The organism is bacterium, assembly GCA_020444325.1.
Taxonomy (GTDB): domain Bacteria; phylum Bacteroidota; class Ignavibacteria; order SZUA-365; family SZUA-365; genus BM516.
On the sequence record JAHLLD010000007.1, the window covers coordinates 18,195 to 42,110 of the forward strand.

Sequence of the window (23,916 nt, forward strand, 5' to 3'; positions counted from 1 at the left end):
ATCAGCCGAGCCAGGGGCTGCCAGCGAACTTCGCCAGCGGTTCCGCGAGTCCTGAATTGTGGATTACGCCTATAATTTCCGAGGCGTAGCTGATGAATGAAATGAGCCAACCTGCAAAAACGCAGGCAATCAGGATCATCACAGCGATGAAGACTTTGAAGAGGATAGCGAGCAATCGCTGTTTTTTCTCAATATCCTCGACGGTAAGCTGTTTTTCTTCCATGGTTGACATTCCGAAGCTCCTGCCGGACGCGGCAGCAGCCGGTGGTCACGTAGAACAAATGGACATCCTTTTCTCTATATACCTCTCGAATGGGTGGGGTGGACAAAATAAGTTGAAAAAAATGACGTTTTTTTTCTGTGATGTCACGGAAGCACGAGCAGCATCTGCTGTCGGTTTGTCTTCAGACCATCGATGTGCAGGATGTAATTGCCTGCGGGGATATTGGGAAGAAACAGCGGGATATGCTGCCTGCCGGAGGGACGCCACTGCTGCATGAGTGTGGCGACATTGCGGCCGAGCAGATCATAGAGTTCCACGCTCAGGTTACCGCTTTTCGCCATCTCGACGTCCAGCGTAATACTGCCGTGTGAAAGGGTTGTTGGCTGTGGTGAGACACTGTGCAGCGTCAGCTGCGATGGAACAGGTGCAACCGGGATGACGGCAGTAGCATTGTGAAGACGATTGATCGTATCCCACAGCGCACGTGCATTTGGCACGGAAGCCATGACATCGGAGGGTGAGTCCCCGGCAATGATGGCAAAGCCGACGACGATGCTGTCGCCGGGCTCGATATCCACGGGCCCCATGCCCAGCAGCTGCGAGACGTCGGTGACGCCGGCGATGGGCTGCACGATGCCGGACGATAGCGCTTTCCACTTCTCATCCTTGTCGAAACCGTTGTAGATCCCGATGCGCGTATCGTTGTCGTTGTCACGGTTGTTGATGCCCCAGTAGTTCGTGCCATATTCGGGTGACAGCAGCACGGTGCCGACAGTGACAGGGAACGGCGGGATACCGAGGGAGTCGTAGGTCAGACCCAGTTTCAGCGAATCGATGTATTTCGCCACATCCGCCTGGGAATTGGAGCTGACATCCCAGTCGAAAAAGAGTCCGGCATGGAAGTTCTCCTGCGTATTCGCGGAAATATTGCGGAAGGTATAGCGCAGGAATATCATGTTGCGTCCTTCGGGACGCGTAAACGCGTAGCTGTTGAGGGTAACCCGGGTCTGTATGCGACCGGAGAGCGGGGCGTTGGCATCCCAGAAATCGGCATAGCCTTGCTGCTCCGCAATTTTACCCGGGGTATCGATGTAGACCAGTCCCTCACCGGCAAAGTCTTTCTGCTGGGAATTCGCACCGGTGCGTGCGACGTCGACCACGACTGGCACCATGTTCACCTCAGCGCCGACAATGAGCGCACCCTCGAAAAGGACGTCCTCCTGTCCTTTATAGCGCAGGCCGGATCCGGTGACACCGGAAAGGTCATCATAACCGAGATTGCCGTCGTTGGTGAGTGTCAGACGAACGTCGTTGATATCGTGATCCCTGTACGTCGGCTGCTGGATGAAGAACACGCCGCCATAGTCCGTATACTCGTCATCCACCACCCGGTAAAAGAGGTTGACCTGATTGTTCGGTGAATAAACGTCATCGATGGTAAGGAGAAACGGTTGACTTTCATTGGTGACTTCACCGAAGGTCGGGATGGCTCCGGCGTTGAATACGGAGTCGTTGACCGTGACGTATTCATTCTCCGTTGACAGCGTGATCACCGCGTTCTGTGTCGCGTCGAGAAGGTTTTTCCAGCGCATGACAATTTCCAGCTTTTCTCCCTGCTCGGGGATGCCATCGCCATTGCCATAGGTTTCGTCGCTGAAGTACCAGTCGACCAGGCGCACCGCTGGGGAGGATTCGGTCAGCGCACGATATGCGTTGATGCGTCCTTTGCCGATTTTGTTCGTGTACCTGTTGTGCTGCAGGTGATCTATCGGATCGCTGGTCACACGAATCTGTTCGAATATCTGTTCCGGCGTGAGCGACGGCATATGGCTTTTGACCAGTCCCGCCAGTCCTGCGACATACGGCGAGGCCATCGACGTACCGCTGAATTCCTGATATGCCGCATCATTGTTGATCACGCAGCTCAGGATACTCGTGCCTGGAGCCGAAACGTCGACCCAGGAACCGTAGGTGGAGGAGGAAGCAATCCCGTCGGTTGAATTGGTGTTTGCGACGCTGAGCACATTCGGATAGGCTCCGGGTGTCGAGACGGTTTCCGTCCCGGTATTGCCGGCGGCTGCGACGACGATGGCGCCTTTCGAGATGGCGTAATCAATGCGCTCTTTCTGACTCTGCAGATAACCGCCACCTCCCCAGCTGCAGTTGATGACGTCGGCACCCATATCCGCAGCGTAAACGATACCGTCGTATCCACGGAGAATCGAGGGTGCGTAACGATCCGATCCGCATTTCACGGGAAGGATCTTGCAGTTGTATGCCAGTCCGGCGATACCCTTGCCGTTATCACCGCTGGCAGCGGCGATACCTGCCACATGCGTGCCGTGCGGATGCCCGAGACGCGTGGGATCAGGATTGTTGTCATAGTAGGCACCACCCATGACGAGTGAAGGGCCCACGAAATCGATGCCGATGATATCGTCGACATAGCCATTACCGTCATTGTCAATACTGTCGATGTCGGCTTCCGTATAGACGCCGTCACCATTGATATCCTCCCCGGGATTGACCCATATCTTATCCTTGAGATCCTCATGCGTGAGCAGCACACCGCTGTCTACGATGGCGATCACCACGTCTTCGGATCCTGTACTGATATCCCAGGCCTTTTCGGCTTCGACACGGCTGAGGGCATACTGGCTGCCGAGCCGCGGATCGTTCGGCCGGTACAGCAGGTGCTGCACCACCTCCGGTTCCGCGTACTCGACGTCCTCGAGCTTGGCAAATGCGGCGGCCACGAGGCGGGGATCGGCATCGTCGCTGTATTCGAGACGGTACATACGCTGCAGGGCAACTTCGGCGCCATCAGCGAGATAGACGGATTCGTGCCGCGGGTACATCTGCCGCATGTCATGCACGCCGTATCGTGCCAGCAGGGGAGAAATCGCAGCGATGTTCGCGGCCTCACGACGAAGTCGATGTTCTACGGAAGATCGAAACTTTACGATGATGCTGTGCGGAACGAGCTCTGCATCTTCGGGAATTTGATAACGCAATTTCTGCTTGAGAGGAAGAGTTTGGGAATGGAGAGGGGGTACAAAGCCGGTCAAGAATATGAGAGCGGCGATGAGAAGACACTTCATGGCAGTATGCTCCACATCAGGTAGGCAGGATTATTTTGAGCGGACGAGCTAACGTCAGTTCCTGTAACATACAAAAAAACCCCGGTGAATACCGGGGTTTCATGGATTCTTCTCGTTAATTATTGCCAGTCGGTCAGCATCTGCAAATCACCTTCGACAGGGATTTGTATGAGGCCGAGATTAAGTTCAGCGCTCTCCTGCATAAGCCGAATCTGTCCCGAGGGGTCATCGGAAAACCAGATATATACCGGGATGTCATTGTTCTGACCCAGAATGCTGATCCGGACGTTAATGCGCACTTTCCAGGTGCTGATGTCCTTCCCCTTGACGGGGAACGCCTCGCCCTGCTCGACGAAGGCACCTTCCATGGTAATGGTTGCGGAAATCAGTCCGAAGGAGATTTCAATTCCGTTCCCCTGCGTCACATTCCAGGTGCCACCCGGATCCAGCGGCGCACCACTCTCGTCATTGACTTTCGCCAGGTAGGTCCATTCCGGTGCCGGCAGCGTTGGCGGCTCAGGAAGCGTTCCTGAGTCAACCAGCTCACGCGTAAAGCGTTCCACCAGTGAATTGGCGAGCCCGTATACCTGGAGGTTGTTTGCCGCATCCGTGCGAGCAATGAGTGTATCCGACCGGCCACTCCGGCTGTCGGTGGAAATCATTCGATACCAGTCGGTTTCTCCGCCCATGGAGCTTCCGTCACCAGCCTCGAAATGCGAAGTGTACGTACTCTTTGTGGATTCAACAACCTCGTTGCTGGCATCGAGGCTCCAACGATCATATGTGAACTGTGCGCCATCAACGAACACAAAATTGAAGCCGCCGGGAGCCGTTATCTCGAATGACACGGTCGACCGATTTGATTCGTTTCCGGTGGAATCGAAGGCCTTGGCGGAAATTGCATACGCCCCGGGTTCAAGATCACTGATGTCGAGCGTGGTCGTCCACGGTTCGGCGGTCAGCGTGGAGACGGGGAACGGCGAATTACTGAGATACAGCTCCACCTTGACCACCCTGCGATTATCGTTCGCAATTATCTCAACCGCAAGCTGGTCGCCACTGACCTCCTGATCGGCCACAGGCTTGACGATCAGCACCGTTGGTTTTTCAGTGTCAGCTGTATTGTTGCCGTTCGGATCAACCGTCCCGTCATCATCGCTGCAGGCTGCAGCCACGACAAGCAGAGGCAGAACGAACAACAGAACACGCAAATACTTCATGGTATCTCCTTGAGTGTGATAGACGCTCATCAAATTCGGCGACGGTACAGTGGTACAGACTGCGATCACTGCGTGATCATCATACGCCGTGTGACCTGTGCTGTTCCCGAAGTGAGTGATACAAAATACGCACCGGACGGCAAACCTGCAGTATTAAAAACCGCCTGGTGGATACCCGCGTGCACGGTTCTGGCGGGATGCTGCCTGACCCGGTTCCCTGCGCTGTTGTAGAGCGCCAGCGTGACCGTGGCGCTGCGATCGGTGGCGTAACGCACGTGGACGCGTGGATCCGAAGCGGCGGCGGGATTCGGGAAAATACCGGTAATACGCAGATCTCCCGGTATGCCTTCAGGGAGATCAGACACATCAAGAAGCGGATTTGCTACAAGTTTCTGTACGATTCCACTCTTGCTGACGATCCAACCGGTGGCGGAATCCGCAAACACCGCGTCCTGCACGGGACCACAGGCGATGCTGACAGTTTTTGTCCAGTTGCTGCCCGCGTCGGGAGTCACCCACGCACCATCGTCGCTGATTATCCAGACGACCTGGCTCCCCTGCACGGCGCTGACGGCAGCGAGGCGCTCACCGCCCATGGGATAGAAGGCGGAACGCCAGTTCACGCCACCGTTGATGCTCCTTCGCACGAAGCCGGTCAGGTCATCAACGCAGAATCCGCGATCGCTGTCGAGGAAGGAAATTCCAGCGACATTCTGTGCCGAAACGCCGGTCGGCCTCCAGCTCGCCCCATTGTCGGAGCTGCGAAGAATGTCCGGCTCTTCCGGGGGAGATTTCGAAAGATTTGAAACCGCAAACCAGGCACGGGTATCACCGGCAAAAGTCAGTGTGTTGTCGATGGGAAAACGTGCAATGGTCTCCGCGGTTTCCGTCCAATGCTCCCCACCGTCACTCGTGACGTAGACATGTGCCAGATTATTGCGATCCGGATCATCCGTCACCGCCATGCCGTTCATTTCATCCCGGAAGGCAATATTGCCAATCCGCGCATTGACGTGACTGAACTGTATCGCCCAGCTGTTTCCGCCGTCCGTTGTTTTCAATATCTGTCCGCTTCGTGTCCCGACCACGGCCCGGTTCTCATCGAACGCGTGAATATCAATCACCTGCGCATTGGTTCCCGGCAGCGCCACCGTTTTCCAGGTCATCCCGCCATCGGGAGACAGCGTTACCAGCGCACTGTCGCGTCCCAGCCAGAGTGCATCATCTCCCCCAAGTGCCATAACGTTGACCGGAGTGGACAGTGGCTGCGATTGGACGATGCTCCAGTCCGCCTGGCTCTGCGGCAAACCGTTGACGATAAACTGCTGTGTTTGATTCCCTTCTGCGTTCTCCGCATAAAGGACGAAGGGTGTACTGTCATCGCGTACGATCCAGCGAACAATACCGAGAACGGAGTCAAACTCCACTCCCTGCGGAGCGGACTGCAGGGACATTGCCGGCAGCGGCCAGCCCTCGACCACGGGAGCATACACGAACAGCTGTCCATTCTCATACACGGCAGTATCGGGCGCGGAAACGAATTGCGGTGCCTTGGCCTCCGGCACCATCCACTGCAGGTCGTACATGCCACGTCCATGGGTGATGGCCCGGAGAATCCCCGTGCGTTCGTTGAAGACAAAACGCTGGACGGAAACCGAGGGCATACCATTCCCGAAGCGCTGCCAGTGCTGCCCAGCATCCTCGCTGATAAAGGCACCGACATCGGAAGCGACAATAATCTTCCCGTCCAGTTCGATAACATCGTTCAGCGGCACATCCGGCAAATCACCGTTGATGCTGCTCCAGTTGATGCCCATGTCGGTACTGCGCCAGATCTTGTCGATTCCGTACGTCGAATACGTCGCGAGTATGTTGCCCGGACTGAAGCTGCGGACCGAACTGCAGTACCCGGTTGGCAGGAGGGAATCCGCCACCGTATTCCATTCTTCACCGCCGTTGGTTGATATGGAAACCCCGCCACCCGTGCCGCCGCCGAACACGAGATTCCCGTCATACGGTGCCACGCTGACGGCACTGATATAGTAGCAGCCTCCGTTTGCCGGAATCAGGCAACTGTTTTTCAGTGACCAGCTCTCCCCACTGTTGGTGCTCTTGTAGAGCCGTGATGTCCCGAGATACAACACCTCGGGATCGTTCGGGTCCATGGCGAAATCGATATAGAACAGAGAGCGATCCAGTCCCAGGCCCTGCTGTTTCCTTGTCCACGTGGCTCCGAAATCCTCGGAACGATAAAACTTCAGCGTTTCCTTCGTGGTGAACATGACCTCGGGACGACGCGGATCGATGGCGCCGTTGCCGCCGTCCCCGTACAGGACGAGGTTGAAATCGGGCGCGTCGTCTGAGAGCAGTGTCCCGTTGTCCTGCGTGCCGCCGAACAGCACGGCATTACTGGCGGGGTGCATTGCGCCGCCAATGAACTGGGTGATGCTGAGTCCCCTGTCCCTCTTTTCCCACGCTGCCCCGTCACTGCTGCCAACGAAGAAACCGCCATCATTCCCGAGATAAACAATGGACGGATCGCTGCGGTTGAAATCTATGGCATGCTGGTCGACATGCACGATGCCACCGTACCCCTGATCCTTCACGCGCTCCCAGCTCTCGCCGCCGTCGCGTGTGAACACAATTTTCACGCCCCCGGCGTAAGCGATGTCTGGATTGGTGGGATGCACGCCCATAATGTTGTCGTACCACCCCTGCGATACCATGTAGTCGAAGGGGACATCGAGCCTGGTCCACTGCGCACCTGCATCCGTTGTCTTGAATACACCAATCAGATGCGTGCGATCGTCACCGGTCACTTCCGAAACCCCGATATAAAGCACATCCGGCTGCGCGTCACAGATACCGATACTCGTACGTCCCATCGTGGAATCCACTATCCCGACATCGAGCTGGAACCAGTTGTCCCCTCCGTCCGTGGTCTTCCACATCCCGTAGCGGTCAGCAGTGCCGCTGCCGAAAACCTTGCTTGAGGATGTATAGAGAATGTCAGGATTGATCGGGTTGATAACGATATCCGACATGCGTCCTGTCAGGACCAGTTCCCAGCTGTCGCCGGCATCCGTGCTGCGGTAAATACCGATCTGGCCGGCTTCGCGCGGACCATCAGGGATGGCCGCGTAAACAATGTCGGTGTTCATGGGATTGATCACCATATCACTCGCGCGCGAGTATGGTGGCAGCGTACCCACACCTATTTCTTCCCAGCTGTCTCCTCCATTGGTGGAACGAAACATGCCTCCACCATCAAAGGTGCGCTGCGCGTAACTGGCCTCCCCTGTCCCGGCATAAATCACTGCCGTGTCCTGCGGATTGATGACGAGCGCTCCCATCGCCTGCGTAGGCAACGATTCCGAAACGGGCTGCCAGTGCAGTCCTGCATCATAGCTTCTCCATATTCCCCCGCCGGCCGCACCTATATAGATGGTGGACGGGTTGAGGGGATTTGACGCGACGGTAATGATGCGCCCTCCGATGTTTGAAGGACCCACGTTGGTCCACGTCATCTCTGTCATCACCGTGCTTCCACCGCCGGGTGCGAACAGGGGAAGATTCTCCTGTGCCTTTTTCCATGCGCGGGCCCGCGCACCAACGGGGATGTGTCCCTCCGCGTTTGCGACACGATCGTGAAAATATGCGGCGCGTGCAGCGGGATTGGGAGGTTTGACGGCGGGAATTGCGCTGCCGTCATCGAACAGTGTCGCGGGCTGCGCGTAGGCGACAGTTCCGGAAATAAACAGCATGGCAGCAGCAAGAGCGAAACGAAAGCGGGGATTGCACATGGCAGGTACTCATGTGATGGTGACGGGGACTCAAACAGTAATATAAAGAAGGAAACGCCTCAGGGACAGTATCCCGGAGGCGTTTCAATAAATCGTTGTAAGCCGGATCCGCCTGCGATATGCCGGATCAGCGCGCGAGGACGAGGCGTCCGGTAAATGCCCTGTTGCCGGTCCGCATGGTCACGAAATAGACACCGTTACTGAATCCACGGGGGTCCCATACGCTCACGTGGTCCCCGGGCTGCATGCTGCGATCGAGCAGCGTTGCAACCTCCTGTCCTGCAGCGTTGCTGATTGTGATGCGCACGCTGCCCTCGGTGGACATGCGGAAGGGCAGCATCACGGCGTCCGTGACGGCCGTGACGGGATTGGGATAAGCACTGCCAAGAGCAGGATCCGCGGGCAGCGGTTGTCCGGCAACTGAAGTCACCAGCGGATTTCCGATCTGATGTTCGACGATACCGTTCTTCGTCACCGCCCAGCCCTGCAGGGAATCCGCAAACACGAGAGACTGCATGGCGCCTGCCGGGATGAGCGTCGTTTTCGTCCACGTTCCTCCCTCGTCGGCACTGACCCAAGCGTGCTGATCGCTCAGAATCCACACCACACGACTGACGGGATCAGCTGATACGCCGACGAGGCGTTCTCCGTTCATGGGGTAGAATGCGGAAACCCAGCGCTGTCCGCCCGCCACCGTGCGCTTGACACGCCGGGATATTTCATCAACGAACCATCCCTTCATGGGATCGAGGAAGGCGATATCCGAGACGTATCCGATTCCCGTACCCGCGCCCTTCAGTTCCCAGGTCCGCCCGCCGTCTGTAGTCCGCAGCACGTTTGCGTCGTCGTTTTCATACACGTTGGACGAGGCAAACCAGCCATTATCCCGGTCGGCGAAAGTCAGTGTGTTGTAAAGCGGGATGCGGGCGAGGGGACGCTCGGCCATGTGAGCCCAGCTGCCGCCGCCGTCGCTCGTGACAAAGACATCGGCACTGTCGCGCGCGCCCTGCGTCACGGCAATCCCTTCATTCGCATTCCAGAAATACAGGTTCCCGAAGCGTGAATCGATGCCGTAAAGCTGATCGGTCCAGCTCTGTCCTCCGTCCGTGGTTTTCCAGATATGGCCGCTGCCTGTATTGACAAGACTCTGCGGACCACCGGTCCCCACCCACGCGGTGTTCCGGTCGAGAGCGAATATACTGAGCACGGAAGCTTCTGTTTCAGGGAGCTCCATATGCGTCCACGTCTGTCCCGCATCTGTCGAAACGGAAATGCGCGAAGTATCGCGGGCCAGCCAGAGTGAGCGGTCTTCCGCGACGAACGCGTGATTGACCTGGGCGTCCAGTCTCTGCGGCTGGACGATTTCCCATTCCGTGGAAATGACATCCGCCGTCTGCAGCGAAAAGGTCTGCGTCGTGCTGCCTGCCACATTGGTGGCTTCGATGGTGAAGGTCGTGATCAGATCACTTGCCGTCCATCGCACGATACCGAGCACCGGATCGATGCTCGCACCCTGCGGTGCCTCGAGCAGTCGATAGGTAGGCTGAGGCCAGGCTTCCACGACCGGAGCGTAGACGAAGGGCTGAAACACCGCCAGCGTCGTGGTGTCGGGACGCGAACGGAACTCAGGAACTTTCTGCTCCGGTGTGACCCACTGCATGTCATACACCCCGCGTCCATGCGTAATGGCACGCACAATACCGGTTTCTTCCTGGAAGAGCAGGCGCTGCACCGAAACCGCGGGCATTCCATCGTTGAGGGGTGACCAGGTTGCGCCTTCGTCTTCACTGACAAAGACACCAAGATCGGAACCGATCAGCAGCGTGTTATCAATTTTCAGGACATCGTTCACGGGGACGTCCGGGAGGTTTCCGTTGATGCTCGTCCAGTTCGCGCCGCCGTCCGAGGACTTCCAGACTTTCTCAACTTCATAACGACTGAACGTTGCGTACATTTCGCCGGGATTGAATGTCCGGAACGCGCTGCAGGAGGCCACAGGCAACTGCCCGGAGTTCACGTTCCAGGTCAGTCCGCCATTCGTGGACACCGCGGTCTGTCCGGGTGCTGCGGCGAGAACCATGTTTGCATCGTAAGGTGCGATGTCGACAGCGGTGATATAATAGCAGCTCCCGCCTGCGTTGAAGAGACAGGTCTGCAGCTGCTGCCAGGTCTTCCCGCCATTCGAGGTCTTGTACATGCGGTAGGTCCCGAGATACAGCACGTCAGGGTTCGTCTTATCCATCGCATACGCGATGTAGAACAGGGACCCCTCGTTCGGAAGATCACCGATCGCCCAGGTCCATGTTCTGCCGAAATCTTCGGAGCGCCAGAGTTTGAGACGTTCCTGGGTGGTATACATGATGTTCGGCTGTGAAGGATTAATGTAGCCGTGTCCCCCGTCCCCGTAAAGAACCAGATCGAAATCCGGTGCGGGATCATCTGAGAGCAGCGTACCGTTATCCTGAGTTCCTCCCAGGACCAGGGCATCCGTGCCCGGATACATGTCGCCACCGATAAACTGTGTAATGGAAAGTCCGAGATCCCGCTTTTCCAGCGTTTTCCCCGCATCGGTCAGCAGGAACAGCCCGCCATCATTCCCGACGTACACGCGGTCCGGGTGCAGAGGATCGAACGTAATTTCATGCTGATCCACATGCAGAATACCACCTGCCAGCTGGTCGGCGATGCGCTCCCAGCTCTGACCGCCGTCGGAGGATCGGATCAGCTTGACACCGCCGGCATAAACAATGTCCGGGTTGCCGGGATGCACGCCGATGATATTGTCGAACCATCCCTGGGAAATCATATAGTCGAACGGCACGTCGAGCTTGTTCCAGCTGCCACCGGCATCCGTAGTTTTGAATACGCCGAGCAGCGGTGTTCTCCCGTCGCCGGTCACCTCCGAAACGCCAAGATACAGCACGTCAGGATTACTGTCACAGATACCGATGCCGGTCCTGCCGATCAATGAATCCGTGACACCGATATCCACCTGCATCCAGGTATCTCCGCCGTCGGTGGTTTTCTGCAATCCATAGCGGTCCGCTGTCAGCGAGCCGAATATTTTACTCGACACGGTATACAGCACGTCGGGGTTCTGGGGATTGATGACGATATCCGTCATGCGTCCCGTGAGTACGAGACTCCAGTCCATTCCCCCGTTCGTCGAACGCCAGATTCCCATCTGCGACGGATCACGAATACCATCCGGCACCGCAATGTACAGCATGTCGGGATTGAGGGGATTGATGGCCATATCGCTTGCCTTGGCATACTCAGGCAGACTTCCCTCCCCAACTTCGAACCAGCTGTCGCCACCATCGGTGCTCTTGAACACGCCGGCGCCGTCAAAAGAATGCGACCCGAAACTGGCATCACCTGTTGCAGCATAGATCACACTGGTATCGACAGGATTGATTACGATGGAACCCATCGACTGTGTCGGGAAGTCATCGGAAACGGATTCCCAGTGCAGACCGGCGTCGTATGACCGCCAGACGCCTCCGTCCGCAGCACCGACGAACATGGTTTCGGGACGCAGCGGATTGAGCGTGAGTGCGAAAATGCGTCCCCCGATGTTGTTCGGCCCGACATTCTCCCAGGTCAAATCTTCGGCGGAACGCTTGCGCAGCGAGGTGTTTGCCTCCGGTAAATACGCGGGCATGGACTGCATCTTCTCAAACGCTTTCGCGCGCGCGCCGACGGGGATGCTGCCATCCGGCCAGGTCAGCCTGTTATAGAAATACTCGAAGCGCGCCCGTGCGTTTTCCGTCTGTGCCTGCCGCTGCTCGTCACCTTCATGATGAATGAGCGAGCCCTGCGCAACGCCGACATACGATGGCAGAAGGAAAAGAGCCAGAAGCATGAATGAAAAAAGAATGGAACAACTGCGCATGGGTACCTCGCGGAGCTCTGTTAAAGTGCATGAACCGGGATGGAAAGGTATCGCGTGCCGGTAAAGTAGACAAAAACTACTGCAGGCCGGCAGGAATGTCAATGCAATGGGAAACGGTTTTCGTATTGGTGAAGGAGAATCTATTTTGAAGGGAGCAGCAGTTTTGCACAAAAAAAATATCGCACATGAACGAACACATCCCCTCCATTTTACGCACGGCGCGCACAATCGCCGTAGTCGGACTCTCTGACAAACCCCATCGAACAAGCTATGGCATCGCGGAAGGACTGCGGGCGCACGGGTATACGGTCATTCCCGTGAATCCGGCCATTGAGAGCTGGCAGGGTTTGCGATCGTACCCGGACCTCCACGCCGTGGAGGTTCCCATTGATATTGTCAATGTCTTCAGACGCTCTGAACATGTCAGCGATATCGTCGATGACGCTATCGCCGTCGGAGCAAAAGTATTGTGGACACAGCTCGGCGTGGTCGACTACGCTGCAGCGGAACGCGCAGAACGCGCCGGGATGCAGGTCGTTATGGACAGTTGCATCGCTGTTGAGCTTGCGCGCCTGCAACCGGCTGATACGGCTTCCGAATTATGAAATTCTTCAGCCCTCGGGTTCATTTTCGAGCGTGACCTTGCGGCTTTCGACATCGATACGAATATGGATGGTGTTGGGTCTGCAGCAGATCTGACAATCTTCGACATAGACCTGATCCTCCCCTGCAGACAGATCCACAAAGATCTCGTTGATCTCGAAGCACCAGGCACAACGGAAGGTCTTGCGCATGACGGCACTCCTTTGAATCAGGATAAAAGGTGTGCTTTCATAGTATCGAGGAAGTGCGGCAAAGTCAAGGGAGAATGGGCCCCGTCTCACTCTTTCAGGCTTTTTTCGTACTCCCTGGCGTAATTCTCAATGGCCGTGTAAAAAAGATTGGCCAGGTGCTGCTGCCCGTAACGCGTGGAAAGCAATTTTTCCTCGTTCGTATTCGAGAGGAAACCGGCTTCGATCAGCACGCTCGGCATGGATGCCCCGACGAGCACATAAAAACCCGCCTGTTTGACCCCTTTGCTGCGCAGCTGTTTGCTGTCCTGCACCTGCTCATGCAGCAGTTCGGCAAAGCGTTCGCTGAAGCGCGCGTACGCACTCTGCGCCATGTTTATCAGAATGAAACTTTCATTGGTAAGCTTCGCGTACCGCTCCTGATAATTCTTCTCGAGCTTGATCACGGAGTTTTCAAACTCTGCAATACGGATCGCTTCCTTGGTGCGACCGGGACGCAGAATGTATACCTCGAAACCTTTGGCCGACGAAGGGCGCTTTTCCGTTGAATTACAGTGAATGGAAATGAAGAGCTTTCCCTTGGCAGCGTTTGCAATCTGCCCGCGCTCGTCGAGGGGAATGAACGTATCGTCCTTTCGCGTGTATACCACTTTCACACCTGGCATCTTGCGTTCAATGAGTTTGCCGAGTTTGAGTGCGATCCCCAGGGTCACGTTCTTCTCCTTCAGGCCCGAGACACCGATGGCGCCCGGGTCTTTCCCTCCATGCCCCGCATCAATGACAATGCAGTCAAGTTTCCATTTGCTCCGTGAAGCATCCTGCTGTTTTTCTTCTTTCAGAATCTTGTTGACTTCCACCTTCTTGAAGAGAGCGATAAGCAGGTCCCCGGTTTTGACATCCCGGCTGATCTGGCTCGAAGTATAGGTGTCGTTGAGCGTGAAACTGATCCGGGCATTCCGCCCCAGCTGTTCGGCCTTCACTTCGGTGATTCCTTCTCCGTCGGTGGGTGTCTGCCGCAGCTCATTCGCATCGACGGAGGCGTTCTCCACCGTCACGGTCAGCGTATTGTCCTGGAGCTTCTCATCGTATTTCTTCAACGCCTTCTTTGTATGAAGACGAATAAGTGTGCCATTCTTCCTGGTGTCGACGCTGATACGTGAAATATCATACACGGAGGCTTTTTCCACAGCGATATCAGCCGGCGCCAGTTCGTCCGCTGTGTCAGTTTTTTCCGTCTGCGCAGTCCGGGCAACCGATTCCGATGGACTCGTCGTACCTGCGGTGGGTGTACCTGTGACGCGTGCAGTGGGACGTGAGGTCGTGGTGACCGTCAGCTGCGCACTGCTGCGATCGAGCAGCAGGCTTTTCCCCCAGACCCGGCTCAGCAGCGGGAGAATGGACGAAACCGGCATATAATACGCCACCTGCGTACGTACGACGTCCACAGGAAGCTGATACACTTCACTGATCACATTCTTGTTGTGATCTACGACGACAACGAAGGGATTGCCATCCGCCAGTTTGAGGCGGTACTCGCCGATGCGAACCTCCATCTTGTGCGTTTCGCTGTTGACATAGGTCTTCAGGGAAAACGTCGCAGCAAACTCGGTCAGCGAGGAATACAGGACGCCCTCATTGAGAAACGCGGGTATGGTTGCGCGTTTGCCGTCGTGTACGATGGTCATGGAGGTGACATCGGCGATCAGCGGACGCAGAAAAAGGGGAAGCAGCAGAAGCGGGAGGATATATCGCAGCATGATCAAATCAATAATTCGTGATGCATGAAAAATACGAGCTTGCAGAAGATTTTACCACAGACTTCGACGAACGAGGACGAACACCGCCAACAGGACGATACCTCCGGTCAGGAAGGGCCAGCTCGTACCGAAGGCATCGAATACGAAGGCCCCCCAGATCGGCCCGAGAACGCGGGCCAGTGCGCCCATGGCCTGGTTGATACCCAGGATGCCGCCCTGCTGTCGGGCGTCGGTATAACGGGAAATAAGGCTCAGACAGCTCGGGGTCATAATGCCGGTTCCCACCGAGAGTACCGCAAGTACGATCAGCAGCAGCGCGGTGCCATGGTAAAAAGGAATTGCCGCGAGTCCGATAGCGGCCAGAAGCGACCCGATGAGAAAGAGCCAGCGTTCCTCGAAACGGGCGGAGAGCTTGCGAATCAGGCCGCCCTGCGTCACTGCCCCGATTATTCCGATGAAGCCGAACAGGTAGCCAACGCCCTTGTCGCTATATCCGAATTCCCGCACGGAGATCAGCGGAAACGTGGCATAGATATTCGCATACCCGAACGTGATGAGAAAGAACAGCATCAGCAGCGCACCGACGCGTGGCTTGCGCAGCGCTGCGATGAGCATATCCCAACTGAACTCCGCCGAACGGTGTTCACCACGCGCCTCAGGCGACAGCGACTCCGGCAATGCGAAAATGGCTGTCACCAGCGCGGTAAGGGAAAGCAGCGCTGCCGCGAATCCCGGCACGTCATAGCCGTATTCAACCAGGACGCCGCCGAGAAACGGACCGAATACAAAGCCGAGTCCGAATGCCGCTCCGATCAATCCCATGCCTTTTGCACGCTCTTCGGGCCGGGTGACATCAGATATATACGCCTGTGCAGCGGAGATGTTCGCACCGCCAACGCCGCCGAGCAGGCGGGAGATGAACAGCGTGGCCAGTGAAGTTGCGAGACCGAAAAGGATATAGCTGATTACCGTGAGGGCGAGTCCCAGCAACAGAATGGGTCTGCGGCCGAATCTGTCCGACATCCTCCCCCACACGGGGGTAAAAAGCAGCTGCATGAAGGAGAATGCAGCCACGAGGAAGCCGATTGTCACGTCGCTGGCATCAAATGCACTGCCGGCATAGGATGGGATGATCGGTATGACAATCCCGAATCCCAGCAGGTCAATGAAGGTGATAATAAAGATGATCGCCAGGGGTGTCCGTTTCATCGGCACAAAGTATCCACCACTTGAGCGAATTCCAAAATGCCTCGTGTCCATCGCAAACCCGTATATTGCACGCGATACCTCTGTACCTGAATACCACCGTCCCACCCGAGTACCACCGTCGCATGCATAATTATCGCAGCCCCATCCTCATAATCGCACTCAGCGTCCTGCTCCTGCAATTCACCGCCTGTGATGATACCCCATCCTCTCCTCCCGACACGACGAACGATGCCGATACCGCCGTCGTGTACGATGCGGCAGATACACTCTGTGTCCTCTCCGATGAGCGCATCCTCGAACTCTCCGGGATTGCTGCATCCCGCCGTAGCGACGGAATCTACTGGCTGCACAATGACAGTGGTGACGAGGCGCGGCTATTTGCTGTCGACTCAGCTGGAAACACCCTCGCCGTCTGTCTCCTGTCCGGTGCCTCGCATGTGGACTGGGAAGACATCGCCAGCGTACAAAGAAACGATACAGCCTGGCTGTATGTCGGGGATATCGGCGATAATGCTGCGAACCGTTCGGACGTTCGCGTGATTCGTCTCGTCGAACCCGCGGTTGAACCGCAGTGGCGAAACCGCGAGATAAGCGCAGCATTCAGTGAGGCCGTATTCACGTATGAGGACGGTCCGCGTGACAGCGAGGCGCTGATGGTGGACAGCAGAGACGGCGCCGTGCTGCTTGTCGAAAAAACCACGGGGTTCGAAGCCGGGGTGTACCGTGCTGACTGGCCGGGCAGTGGGGGCAGCGGTCTGTGCCTGCGTCATGCCGTGGTCTCACTTCCATTCTCACTCGGTTTCCTGCGCCAGGTTACCGCGGCAGACTATCGTCCCGACCATGGCGCAATGCTGCTGCGCTGCTATGGTGGTGTCATCGAGCAGTACGGTCCCTCCGCCTCCACACTGCGTGAACTGCTCGCGGCCGACAGCAGCGTCACACTCACCTATCCTCCGCTCCCACAGTCCGAGGCTGTCTGTTACAGCAGGAACAGCCGTGCAGTACTTACCGGCAGTGAAGGGAACCACATGCCCCTGCTCATTCGCCGGCGCCGGTAGGGAGGGCATTTTTCCGGTACCTTCCTCCACAAGGGCCTGCCCCTGAAACTTGCGTTCCCTTCTCCCGTACCATCCAGCAGTACGTCATATTTCATTGACAGATTTTGTTGCCGGAGGTTTATCATGAAAGCCATCATCGCTTTGGCAGCGCTTTGCTTATTCTGCACGACACCGGTCCAGGCACAGTCCGGTCCCGCACCATTCTCTGAAAAGCAGCAGCAGCGCATTGCCGAAAACATTCTGCAGAATCTGCAGCATCGTATCCAGGATATCAGGGAAAACGCGCTGCAGCTCATCATCGATCTCAAGGAACTGCATCCGGAAATGGACCTGGGGTTTGCCCAGCTCCCGGTGATGCACATCCTGAAAAGTCACGACGACGAAGGGATGCGTATCCTTGCGGCCATGGCGCTCTATCATATCGGTGATCGCAGGGGACGCTTCGCGGTTGAGCGCCGCGTCATCTATGACGATTCCAAACGGGTCACACGAAACTGTGCACGCATCTCTGAATTCTGGGATGCAGATGAAGACACGCAGCCTCAAATCGCGCAGAATGACGAAACGGTTGTTTCAGACACTGCATCTGCGTTGTCACTCCCCGAATAGAATCCAAAAAATATTTTTTTTCGTATCACTGCAACTCTCGCCGCGGGACTGCGTACACATACCCGAGTCCAACATCAGACAACGTTTTGTGAAGGAGATGATAGAATGAAAGCAACACTTTCGGTGCTTACCCTTGTGCTCGTGCTCGCCACCACCTCGATGACCCAGGCCCAGGATGCCAAACCGCTCTCGGACCATCAGCAGGAAATGATCAAGAAAAATGTGCTCGCGAATCTCCACCACTCCTCACTGGATGTGCGCGCGGCGACAATGCAGCTGCTGATCGACATGAAGAAGACCTACCCCTCATACGACATGAGCTACGCTACCATCCCACTGATGGAAACGTTGAAGAATGACGAGAAACCGGAATTCCGCATCCTTGCCGCGCTGGCATTGTACCACCTCGATTCTGAACTGGGACGTTTCGCCGTAGAGCGCCGCGCCAAGTATGATTCGGATGAGCGTGTGGCCCGCCACTGCGCAACACTCGCGAAGAAGTGGGATTCGGACAGGCAGGATGACAGCTTCCTCGCCACGGTCCAGCGCGAACTCTGAGATCAGGTAAGTCCTCGCGCTCAGGTAATTCCTCGCGCTGCGCAACAAGAACTCAGCAACCAGTCAGACTTTACATAGATTTTCAGGAGTGGCCTCCCGCAGCTGTGGGAGGCTTTTCCTTTTCATACGCCCCCTTCGACATGCAGGCATCGCTCCTCATGCGATATGCACATATTGCATAATCCGGTGAAGTTGCGTACATAGGAAAAAAGGAGGCTCTGGTATGGCATTGACGTCTCGACGTGGTTTTCTCAGGAGTGTGGGCATTGGAAGCGCCGCGCTCGCACTGTCTTCCGCACCCCGCACGGCACGTGCTGCACTGATTGATGACGACACACCCGCAACAAACATCGAGGAAGCACTCAAGTACCCAAGGGTACCCGCTTCCATGCCCGGGAAATATCCCGGCAGCGTGGTCGAAGTGTTTGACCCAGCTGCGGTAAACGATACCGGGCATGATGCCGCACATTGCGACAGGATGCTGCGTGAAGCCATCTGCGCACTGACGGGTGAAAAGGACATCAACGCGGCATGGCGGCAGTTTGTCGCGCCGGGTGAGCGCATCGGACTCAAGGTCAATCCGGTAGCGGGAAAGCTGCTGTCAACCAGCACGGTTCTCGTGGCCGCATTGATTGCGCAACTCGAGTCTGCCGGCATGAAGCGCAGCGATATCATGATATGGGACCGCAGAGAGTTTCAGCTTGAGGATGCAGGCTTTACCGCTGACGCATTCCCGGGCATCAAGCTGCGCGGGACGGAATGCAAGGATGCAAACGGCAGTTTCCGCGATGCAGAGGGGAAGCTCTACAGTGAGCAGCGCATCGACAGAGAATGGTCGTACTGGGCCGATTGCGAGGATGCGTATGACGAGGAGACGTTGCCCTACATGGTCAATGAGGGACGCCATTCCTATTTCAGCAGCATCGTGACGAAAGAAGTGGATAAAATCATCAACCTCCCGGTGCTGAAAAACGCAGGAAGTTCGGTGACGCTGTGTCTCAAGAACCTTGCTTACGGGGCGGTGACCAATACCGGAAGGCTGCACAAACCGCTCTGGGCGGAGACCTGCGCGCAGGTCCCCTGTTTCCCGCCGCTGCGGGATAAGGTGGTGCTCAATATCGTCGACGGACTCACCGGCTGCTACCATGGTGGTCCGGGTGCGAATCCACAGTTCATCATACCCTATCATCGACTGCTGGCAGGGACTGACCCCGTTGCCGTCGACAGCATCGGACTCTCAATCGTCGAGGCCAAGCGGCTCGAAATGAAGGTGCAGGAATCCCCGTCAAAACGTGCCCGGCGCTTCCTCGAACTCGCCGAGGAATACGGCCTCGGCACTGCGACCACTGAACAGATCAATCACTCACGTATCGACCTCTCATGAGATTTTTTCTTCCCCTGATCTTTTTTCTTCATACTGTGACGCTCACTGCCGGGGGACCGCTGGTGATTGAACGGGATCTCCCGGGCTGGATCATAGGCGATCCCGACTTTTACAATGCCGGACAGCTCTATGGATACATCAATGGCGGTGCCGAGCTCTACCGTGAATTCGGTTTCCGGCAAGTCACAGCACAGCGCTGCAGCAAAGCCGATCATGAGATGCAGGTAGACGTCTACGAAATGCTGTCCCCACGCGCGGCATTCGGTATGTTTTCCGTTCTGCGTGGGACCTGTACGGGCACACTCGTCGCAAACGCACGCTGGAGCTGCGTCCGGCCCGAACAGATTCTCTTTGCTCGCGGCAAATACCTGATATCCGTCATCCCATACGATCGCAGCAAGGAAACCCGCCAGGCAGCACTCAAAGCGGCGAAAGCTCTTCTGAAGCGAGCGGGAGGAAAGGACTATCGCCCGAACGAACTGTTCCGTTCGGGACCGTTTTCCCCGGGACTCGAGAAGCTGCTGTACCTGCACGGTCCACTTGCGCTGCAGAGCGCACTGCCTGCATGGTCAGAATTTCTGGAGGGAATTGAGCGCTTCGACATGGAATACGCGCGGTTCGGAAAGACCGGAAGAGAAACAACCGCCGCGGTAATGACTTTCCGGTCGCACAGGGACATGGAGCAATTTCTTCGTCAGAGCGGACTGCAGGCCGCAACCGAAGCTTCGGAATGGTACGTCGATAGGAAGTCCGGCCGATCGGTCATTGTCAAGGGAGAGAAAACGCTGTACTATGTCTCCGGCCACGGGGCGGCCGGCATACGGAAACGCATCAAGTAACAGAACCACCGTGTATAGAAAAAAAGAGCTCCTTCATGGAGCTCTCTTCAATTCCGGCTGCTGGGACCGAAAAAAATCTGCAGATGTTCTCATCCGGCTGCTACTGCAATCCACACATCCCTCCGGCGCATGGACTCGAGGCAGCAGGGATGTCACAGGCACCGCTTTCACATGCGGATCCCGATGCACCGCTCCCGACGGAGGCGGAGAAAGAGGAAAACTGCTTCACCGCAGAACGCGATGCGCACGAGGGACATTGAATCCGCTCCGGATCCTCGGCCCCTTTGTGAAATACATCGAAACGGGTGGAACAATCCTGACAGGTATACTCGAAAACAGGCATGATAACGTCTTTCAGTTACGATTCATGTGAATTATTACTCTTACCCTCGAGGTTCTGATCCGCAGGGGCAGCATTTGAATCCGCTGACACAACATTCGAATCAGCTGACACAGCATTCGAATCCGCCGGGACAACCTTCTTTTTGCCGGGCAGCAGCCAGGAGGCCCCAACCAGTGTGCCGTAAAGCGTACTGGTATACCACTTCCCGGTAATGGGACAGCTGCCGTTGATGCAGCCGATAAAATACCAGTAAGCGAAGCCTGCGAGGGCGCCGAGTGCGAGAGGTAAAATTTTCTTTGCTATATGCATGGGCAATCTCTATCTGATCGTGTTGAGGTATGATGCAGAAGCTGTGCATTGGTTGCAGAGATTCCGGGGAACACATCACACGAGATAAATGCTGCGCTGCGGTTTCGAGAGGAATTTCGCTCCTTCAGCGGTGAGCCAAACGATTTCCTCAATTGTCGCTACGCCATACCCTTCAATAGGCAATCTCGGCTCAATTGTAAACACCTGACCAGTTTCCAGCTTTCCGAACGGCAGTTTTCCGTAGCGCTCCCATCGCGGAAGGAGTCCGACGCCCCCGTCATGCGCCGCGCGCCCCACCTGGTGTCCGAGGGCATGCGGATATTCGGGATATCCGTTCCCGGTGATGTGGTTTCTTGCGACGGCGTCAATTTTCCACGACACTGCGCCCGGATGCATCGCTTCAGCAGCGAGGCGAATGGAATCCTTGATGACGTTGAAGCCATGCAGGACTTCCGGCGGTGCCTGCTTCTCACCCTTTCGGCGGATATACCATGTACGCTGAAGATCTGAGCAATAGCCGTTGACCTTGACACCGAAATCAATATTGAGGACATGTCCCGCCCGGATCTTTCTTCGTGTCGGACCGTAATGCGCGCCGGCGTGATCGGGCCCCGTGAACACTGCAGGACAGTGGTCTCGATCCCACGCCAAATCGACCCCATGGTCCTTCACACGGCCGAGAATGAAATTTGCCACATCCTGCTCACTCTTGCCGGGAGCGAGAAAGCCGGTCACTTCATGGTAGATGTCCAGCGTCAGTCGAATCGCCTTGCGCATGTGGCGGATTTCCGCCTCCGTCTTCCTTCCCCGCAATGCCGATATGATTTCCTGCGCGGAGACAAGCCGTTTCGCGTAAGGCGTTCCCTCAAGCATCGATGTGAGCAGCAGGTACATGCCATGCGTCAATCCGTCAGACATCACGGAGTCCGTCGAATAATTGATCGCAATGCGGCGGGGTTTCTTCCGTCTGAGCACCGCGAGCAATTCATCCTTGATCCCCTGCACGTACGGAACCACGGTGCCATAGGCGGGATTGTCTTCTATTGATGCGATATCCAGGCTGCCCGCCACGGCAATGGTTTCACCGTCCCTGCAGATGATCCACGCTGTCTGCCACGTCGCATGCTGTCCGACAACCATATCAATGGCTGGATCGGGCATGCTGGAGCTTTCGCGAACGAAGGTGAGCCACATGTCGACCTTCTTTTCCTGCAGGATTTCTACCGCCTGCTGCACTTTGTTCTTGATCATCTGCATATTTACCTCAGACTTACATGGCACGTAAAGGCACAAGATACGGCATGCCGTGCTTGAATGCACTTACGGCGTTTTGGCGCACATGAGACGGTCGCATGTTCCTCTCATGGACCGTATATTACGGCTCGTTGCATCACGAGCCGGGTTTTCCCCTTCATGAAGATTATCATTATCGGAGCCGGCCTTGTCGGAAGCAGTCTCGCTGAGGCATTGCTGCGCCAGGGACACGACATCGCCGTCATCGAACAAAACGTTCAGCGTGGCGAGCAGATCGCAGACAAGCTCGATGTGCTGGTGGTCAATGGGTCCGGCAGCAATCCGCAGGATCTCGAGCATGCAGGCCTCCAGAACGCCGACATGATCATTGCCGCGACTCCCGTTGACGAGGTCAACCTCACCGCATGCATGATTGCGCGTCAGTATGAAGTGCCGCATCGAATCGCACGCATTCGCAACATGGATTTCATTGCCGGATCCGAGCGCCTCAAGCCGGAACAATTCGGGATCACAAAAGTGATCTATCCCGAGGAAAACACCCTGAGTGCGGTACTCAACTATATAGAAACCCCTTTTGCCATCGATGCGCAGGATTTCTCGCGCAGGTCGATCCTTCTGCGAAGCTACACGATCACCGAGACCATGCCCATTGCGAATCGCAGCTTGATAGAGCTTCGCAACGATCCCCGGGGCGGCTCTCTTCTGGTCGTTGCCATTATCCGTGACGACCAGGTAATTATTCCCCGTGGGGATACCATGGTCGCGCCCGGCGACAAGCCGCTGTTCATATTTCCACGCGAAGCCCGTACGGATTTTCTCACCCTGATGGGGGTCGATGCCGGAAGCAAGCAGAAGGCAATTGTGTTCGGGAACACGCTCACCTCCGTCAACATCGCTCTCGCATTGCAGAAAGAAATGGATCTGGTGACCTTCATCGATCCCGACCTTGAGCACGGAAATCTTGCAGCGGCGAAACTGCATGGCATCGACGTACTGCATGGTAATGGTGATGATGTCGACGTTCTCAAGGAAGCCAACGTGCGATTCGCGGATTTCTTCATCGCGGCGTCGGAGGGAAACGATGAGAACGTGCTCGCATGCCTGCTCGCAAAATCGGAAGGCGCACGCGAGGTCATCGCCATTGTCAACGACGACCAGCACACCGACCTCTTCCTCTCCATCGGCATCAATCACATTATCAATCCCCGTCAGCTGACCGCGAACGGAATTCTCAATGCGGTGCTCCCGGGATATGTCAGTTCCTCCCTGCATATACAGAAATCCGACATCGACGTACTCCGGCTCCGCGTGGAATCACATTCACAACTCGCGGGGAAACCGCTGAAAGAGAGCTGGCGCAAGGCTGTCGGGGTGTCCATTGTCGGTGCGGTGCTGCGCAACGATGTCATGATGATTCCGACGGGTGATACGGTACTCGAAGCCGGGGACCTGGTGATTGTCTTCACCCGCAGCGCGGGGATCCGCCGCGTCCGCAAGCTGTTTGGTACGAACGATACGGAACTGTAAGCGATGCACAAACGAACGGTACTGTACGGTGTCGCC

The 23,916-nt window shown here is 56.4% G+C and carries 18 protein-coding genes; 7 read left to right on the top strand and 11 right to left on the bottom strand.

Going from position 1 to position 23,916, the window contains the following annotated elements; genetic code table 11:
* Window position 1 precedes the first annotated feature (1 nt).
* The 5 genes from KQI65_10480 to KQI65_10500 form a co-directional block, all read right to left on the bottom strand.
* The gene (locus KQI65_10480; GenBank protein MCB2205165.1) at window positions 2-223 is read right to left on the bottom strand and encodes a hypothetical protein; all 222 of its coding nucleotides are present in this window, start codon (window positions 221-223) and stop codon (window positions 2-4) included.
* Window positions 224-366: 143 nt separating this feature from the next.
* Entirely contained in the window at window positions 367-3,237 is a 2,871-nt protein-coding gene (locus tag KQI65_10485; GenBank protein ID MCB2205166.1) for a S8 family serine peptidase, read from the bottom strand.
* Window positions 3,238-3,443: 206 nt separating this feature from the next.
* Window positions 3,444-4,544, bottom strand: coding sequence for a hypothetical protein (locus KQI65_10490; GenBank protein MCB2205167.1), 1,101 nt, complete (start codon window positions 4,542-4,544; stop codon window positions 3,444-3,446).
* Window positions 4,545-4,609: 65 nt separating this feature from the next.
* Window positions 4,610-8,347: a T9SS type A sorting domain-containing protein gene (locus tag KQI65_10495; protein ID MCB2205168.1), complete on the bottom strand. Its 3,738-nt coding sequence runs from the start codon at window positions 8,345-8,347 to the stop codon at window positions 4,610-4,612.
* A 127-nt stretch (window positions 8,348-8,474) separates the two neighbouring features.
* The gene (locus KQI65_10500) at window positions 8,475-12,212 is read right to left on the bottom strand and encodes a T9SS type A sorting domain-containing protein (protein ID MCB2205169.1); all 3,738 of its coding nucleotides are present in this window, start codon (window positions 12,210-12,212) and stop codon (window positions 8,475-8,477) included.
* 215 nt (window positions 12,213-12,427) lie between these two features.
* Between KQI65_10500 and KQI65_10505 the strand changes: the two genes are divergently transcribed.
* Entirely contained in the window at window positions 12,428-12,847 is a 420-nt protein-coding gene (locus KQI65_10505) for a CoA-binding protein (GenBank protein ID MCB2205170.1), read from the top strand.
* Window positions 12,848-12,853: 6 nt separating this feature from the next.
* Here the strand turns inward: KQI65_10505 and KQI65_10510 are convergent, their stop codons facing one another.
* The 3 genes from KQI65_10510 to KQI65_10520 form a co-directional block, all read right to left on the bottom strand.
* The gene (locus KQI65_10510; GenBank protein MCB2205171.1) at window positions 12,854-13,036 is read right to left on the bottom strand and encodes a CPXCG motif-containing cysteine-rich protein; all 183 of its coding nucleotides are present in this window, start codon (window positions 13,034-13,036) and stop codon (window positions 12,854-12,856) included.
* Window positions 13,037-13,122: 86 nt separating this feature from the next.
* Window positions 13,123-14,790, bottom strand: a complete 1,668-nt coding sequence (locus tag KQI65_10515) for an N-acetylmuramoyl-L-alanine amidase (protein ID MCB2205172.1) — start codon at window positions 14,788-14,790, stop codon at window positions 13,123-13,125.
* 51 nt (window positions 14,791-14,841) lie between these two features.
* A complete protein-coding gene (locus tag KQI65_10520; protein MCB2205173.1) occupies window positions 14,842-15,999 on the bottom strand; it encodes an MFS transporter in 1,158 nt (385 codons plus the stop codon).
* Between the two features lie 122 nt (window positions 16,000-16,121).
* Between KQI65_10520 and KQI65_10525 the strand changes: the two genes are divergently transcribed.
* The 5 genes from KQI65_10525 (at window position 16,122) to KQI65_10545 (ending at window position 20,447) form a co-directional block, all read left to right on the top strand.
* Window positions 16,122-17,057, top strand: coding sequence for a hypothetical protein (locus KQI65_10525; GenBank protein ID MCB2205174.1), 936 nt, complete (start codon window positions 16,122-16,124; stop codon window positions 17,055-17,057).
* Window positions 17,058-17,180: 123 nt separating this feature from the next.
* Window positions 17,181-17,666, top strand: a complete 486-nt coding sequence (locus KQI65_10530; GenBank protein MCB2205175.1) for a hypothetical protein — start codon at window positions 17,181-17,183, stop codon at window positions 17,664-17,666.
* Window positions 17,667-17,771: 105 nt separating this feature from the next.
* Window positions 17,772-18,224, top strand: a complete 453-nt coding sequence (locus KQI65_10535; protein ID MCB2205176.1) for a hypothetical protein — start codon at window positions 17,772-17,774, stop codon at window positions 18,222-18,224.
* Window positions 18,225-18,447: 223 nt separating this feature from the next.
* The gene (locus KQI65_10540) at window positions 18,448-19,608 is read left to right on the top strand and encodes a DUF362 domain-containing protein (GenBank protein MCB2205177.1); all 1,161 of its coding nucleotides are present in this window, start codon (window positions 18,448-18,450) and stop codon (window positions 19,606-19,608) included.
* Complete coding sequence (locus KQI65_10545; GenBank protein ID MCB2205178.1) at window positions 19,605-20,447, top strand: hypothetical protein; 843 nt, start codon at window positions 19,605-19,607, stop codon at window positions 20,445-20,447. Before KQI65_10540 ends, KQI65_10545 begins: the two co-directional genes overlap by 4 nt.
* Window positions 20,448-20,547: 100 nt before the next feature.
* Here KQI65_10545 and KQI65_10550 read toward each other — a convergent pair whose 3' ends face one another.
* The 3 genes from KQI65_10550 to KQI65_10560 all read right to left on the bottom strand — a co-directional run bounded on the left by KQI65_10550 (window position 20,548) and on the right by KQI65_10560 (window position 22,356).
* On the bottom strand, window positions 20,548-20,790 hold the full coding sequence (locus tag KQI65_10550) for a zinc ribbon domain-containing protein (protein ID MCB2205179.1): 243 nt from the start codon (window positions 20,788-20,790) through the stop codon (window positions 20,548-20,550).
* 15 nt (window positions 20,791-20,805) lie between these two features.
* Window positions 20,806-21,099, bottom strand: a complete 294-nt coding sequence (locus KQI65_10555) for a hypothetical protein (protein MCB2205180.1) — start codon at window positions 21,097-21,099, stop codon at window positions 20,806-20,808.
* Between the two features lie 75 nt (window positions 21,100-21,174).
* Window positions 21,175-22,356, bottom strand: a complete 1,182-nt coding sequence (locus KQI65_10560) for a Xaa-Pro peptidase family protein (protein ID MCB2205181.1) — start codon at window positions 22,354-22,356, stop codon at window positions 21,175-21,177.
* Window positions 22,357-22,512: 156 nt separating this feature from the next.
* Between KQI65_10560 and trkA the strand changes: the two genes are divergently transcribed.
* A complete protein-coding gene (trkA, locus tag KQI65_10565) occupies window positions 22,513-23,880 on the top strand; it encodes a Trk system potassium transporter TrkA (GenBank protein ID MCB2205182.1) in 1,368 nt (455 codons plus the stop codon).
* Window positions 23,881-23,916 lie beyond the last annotated feature (36 nt).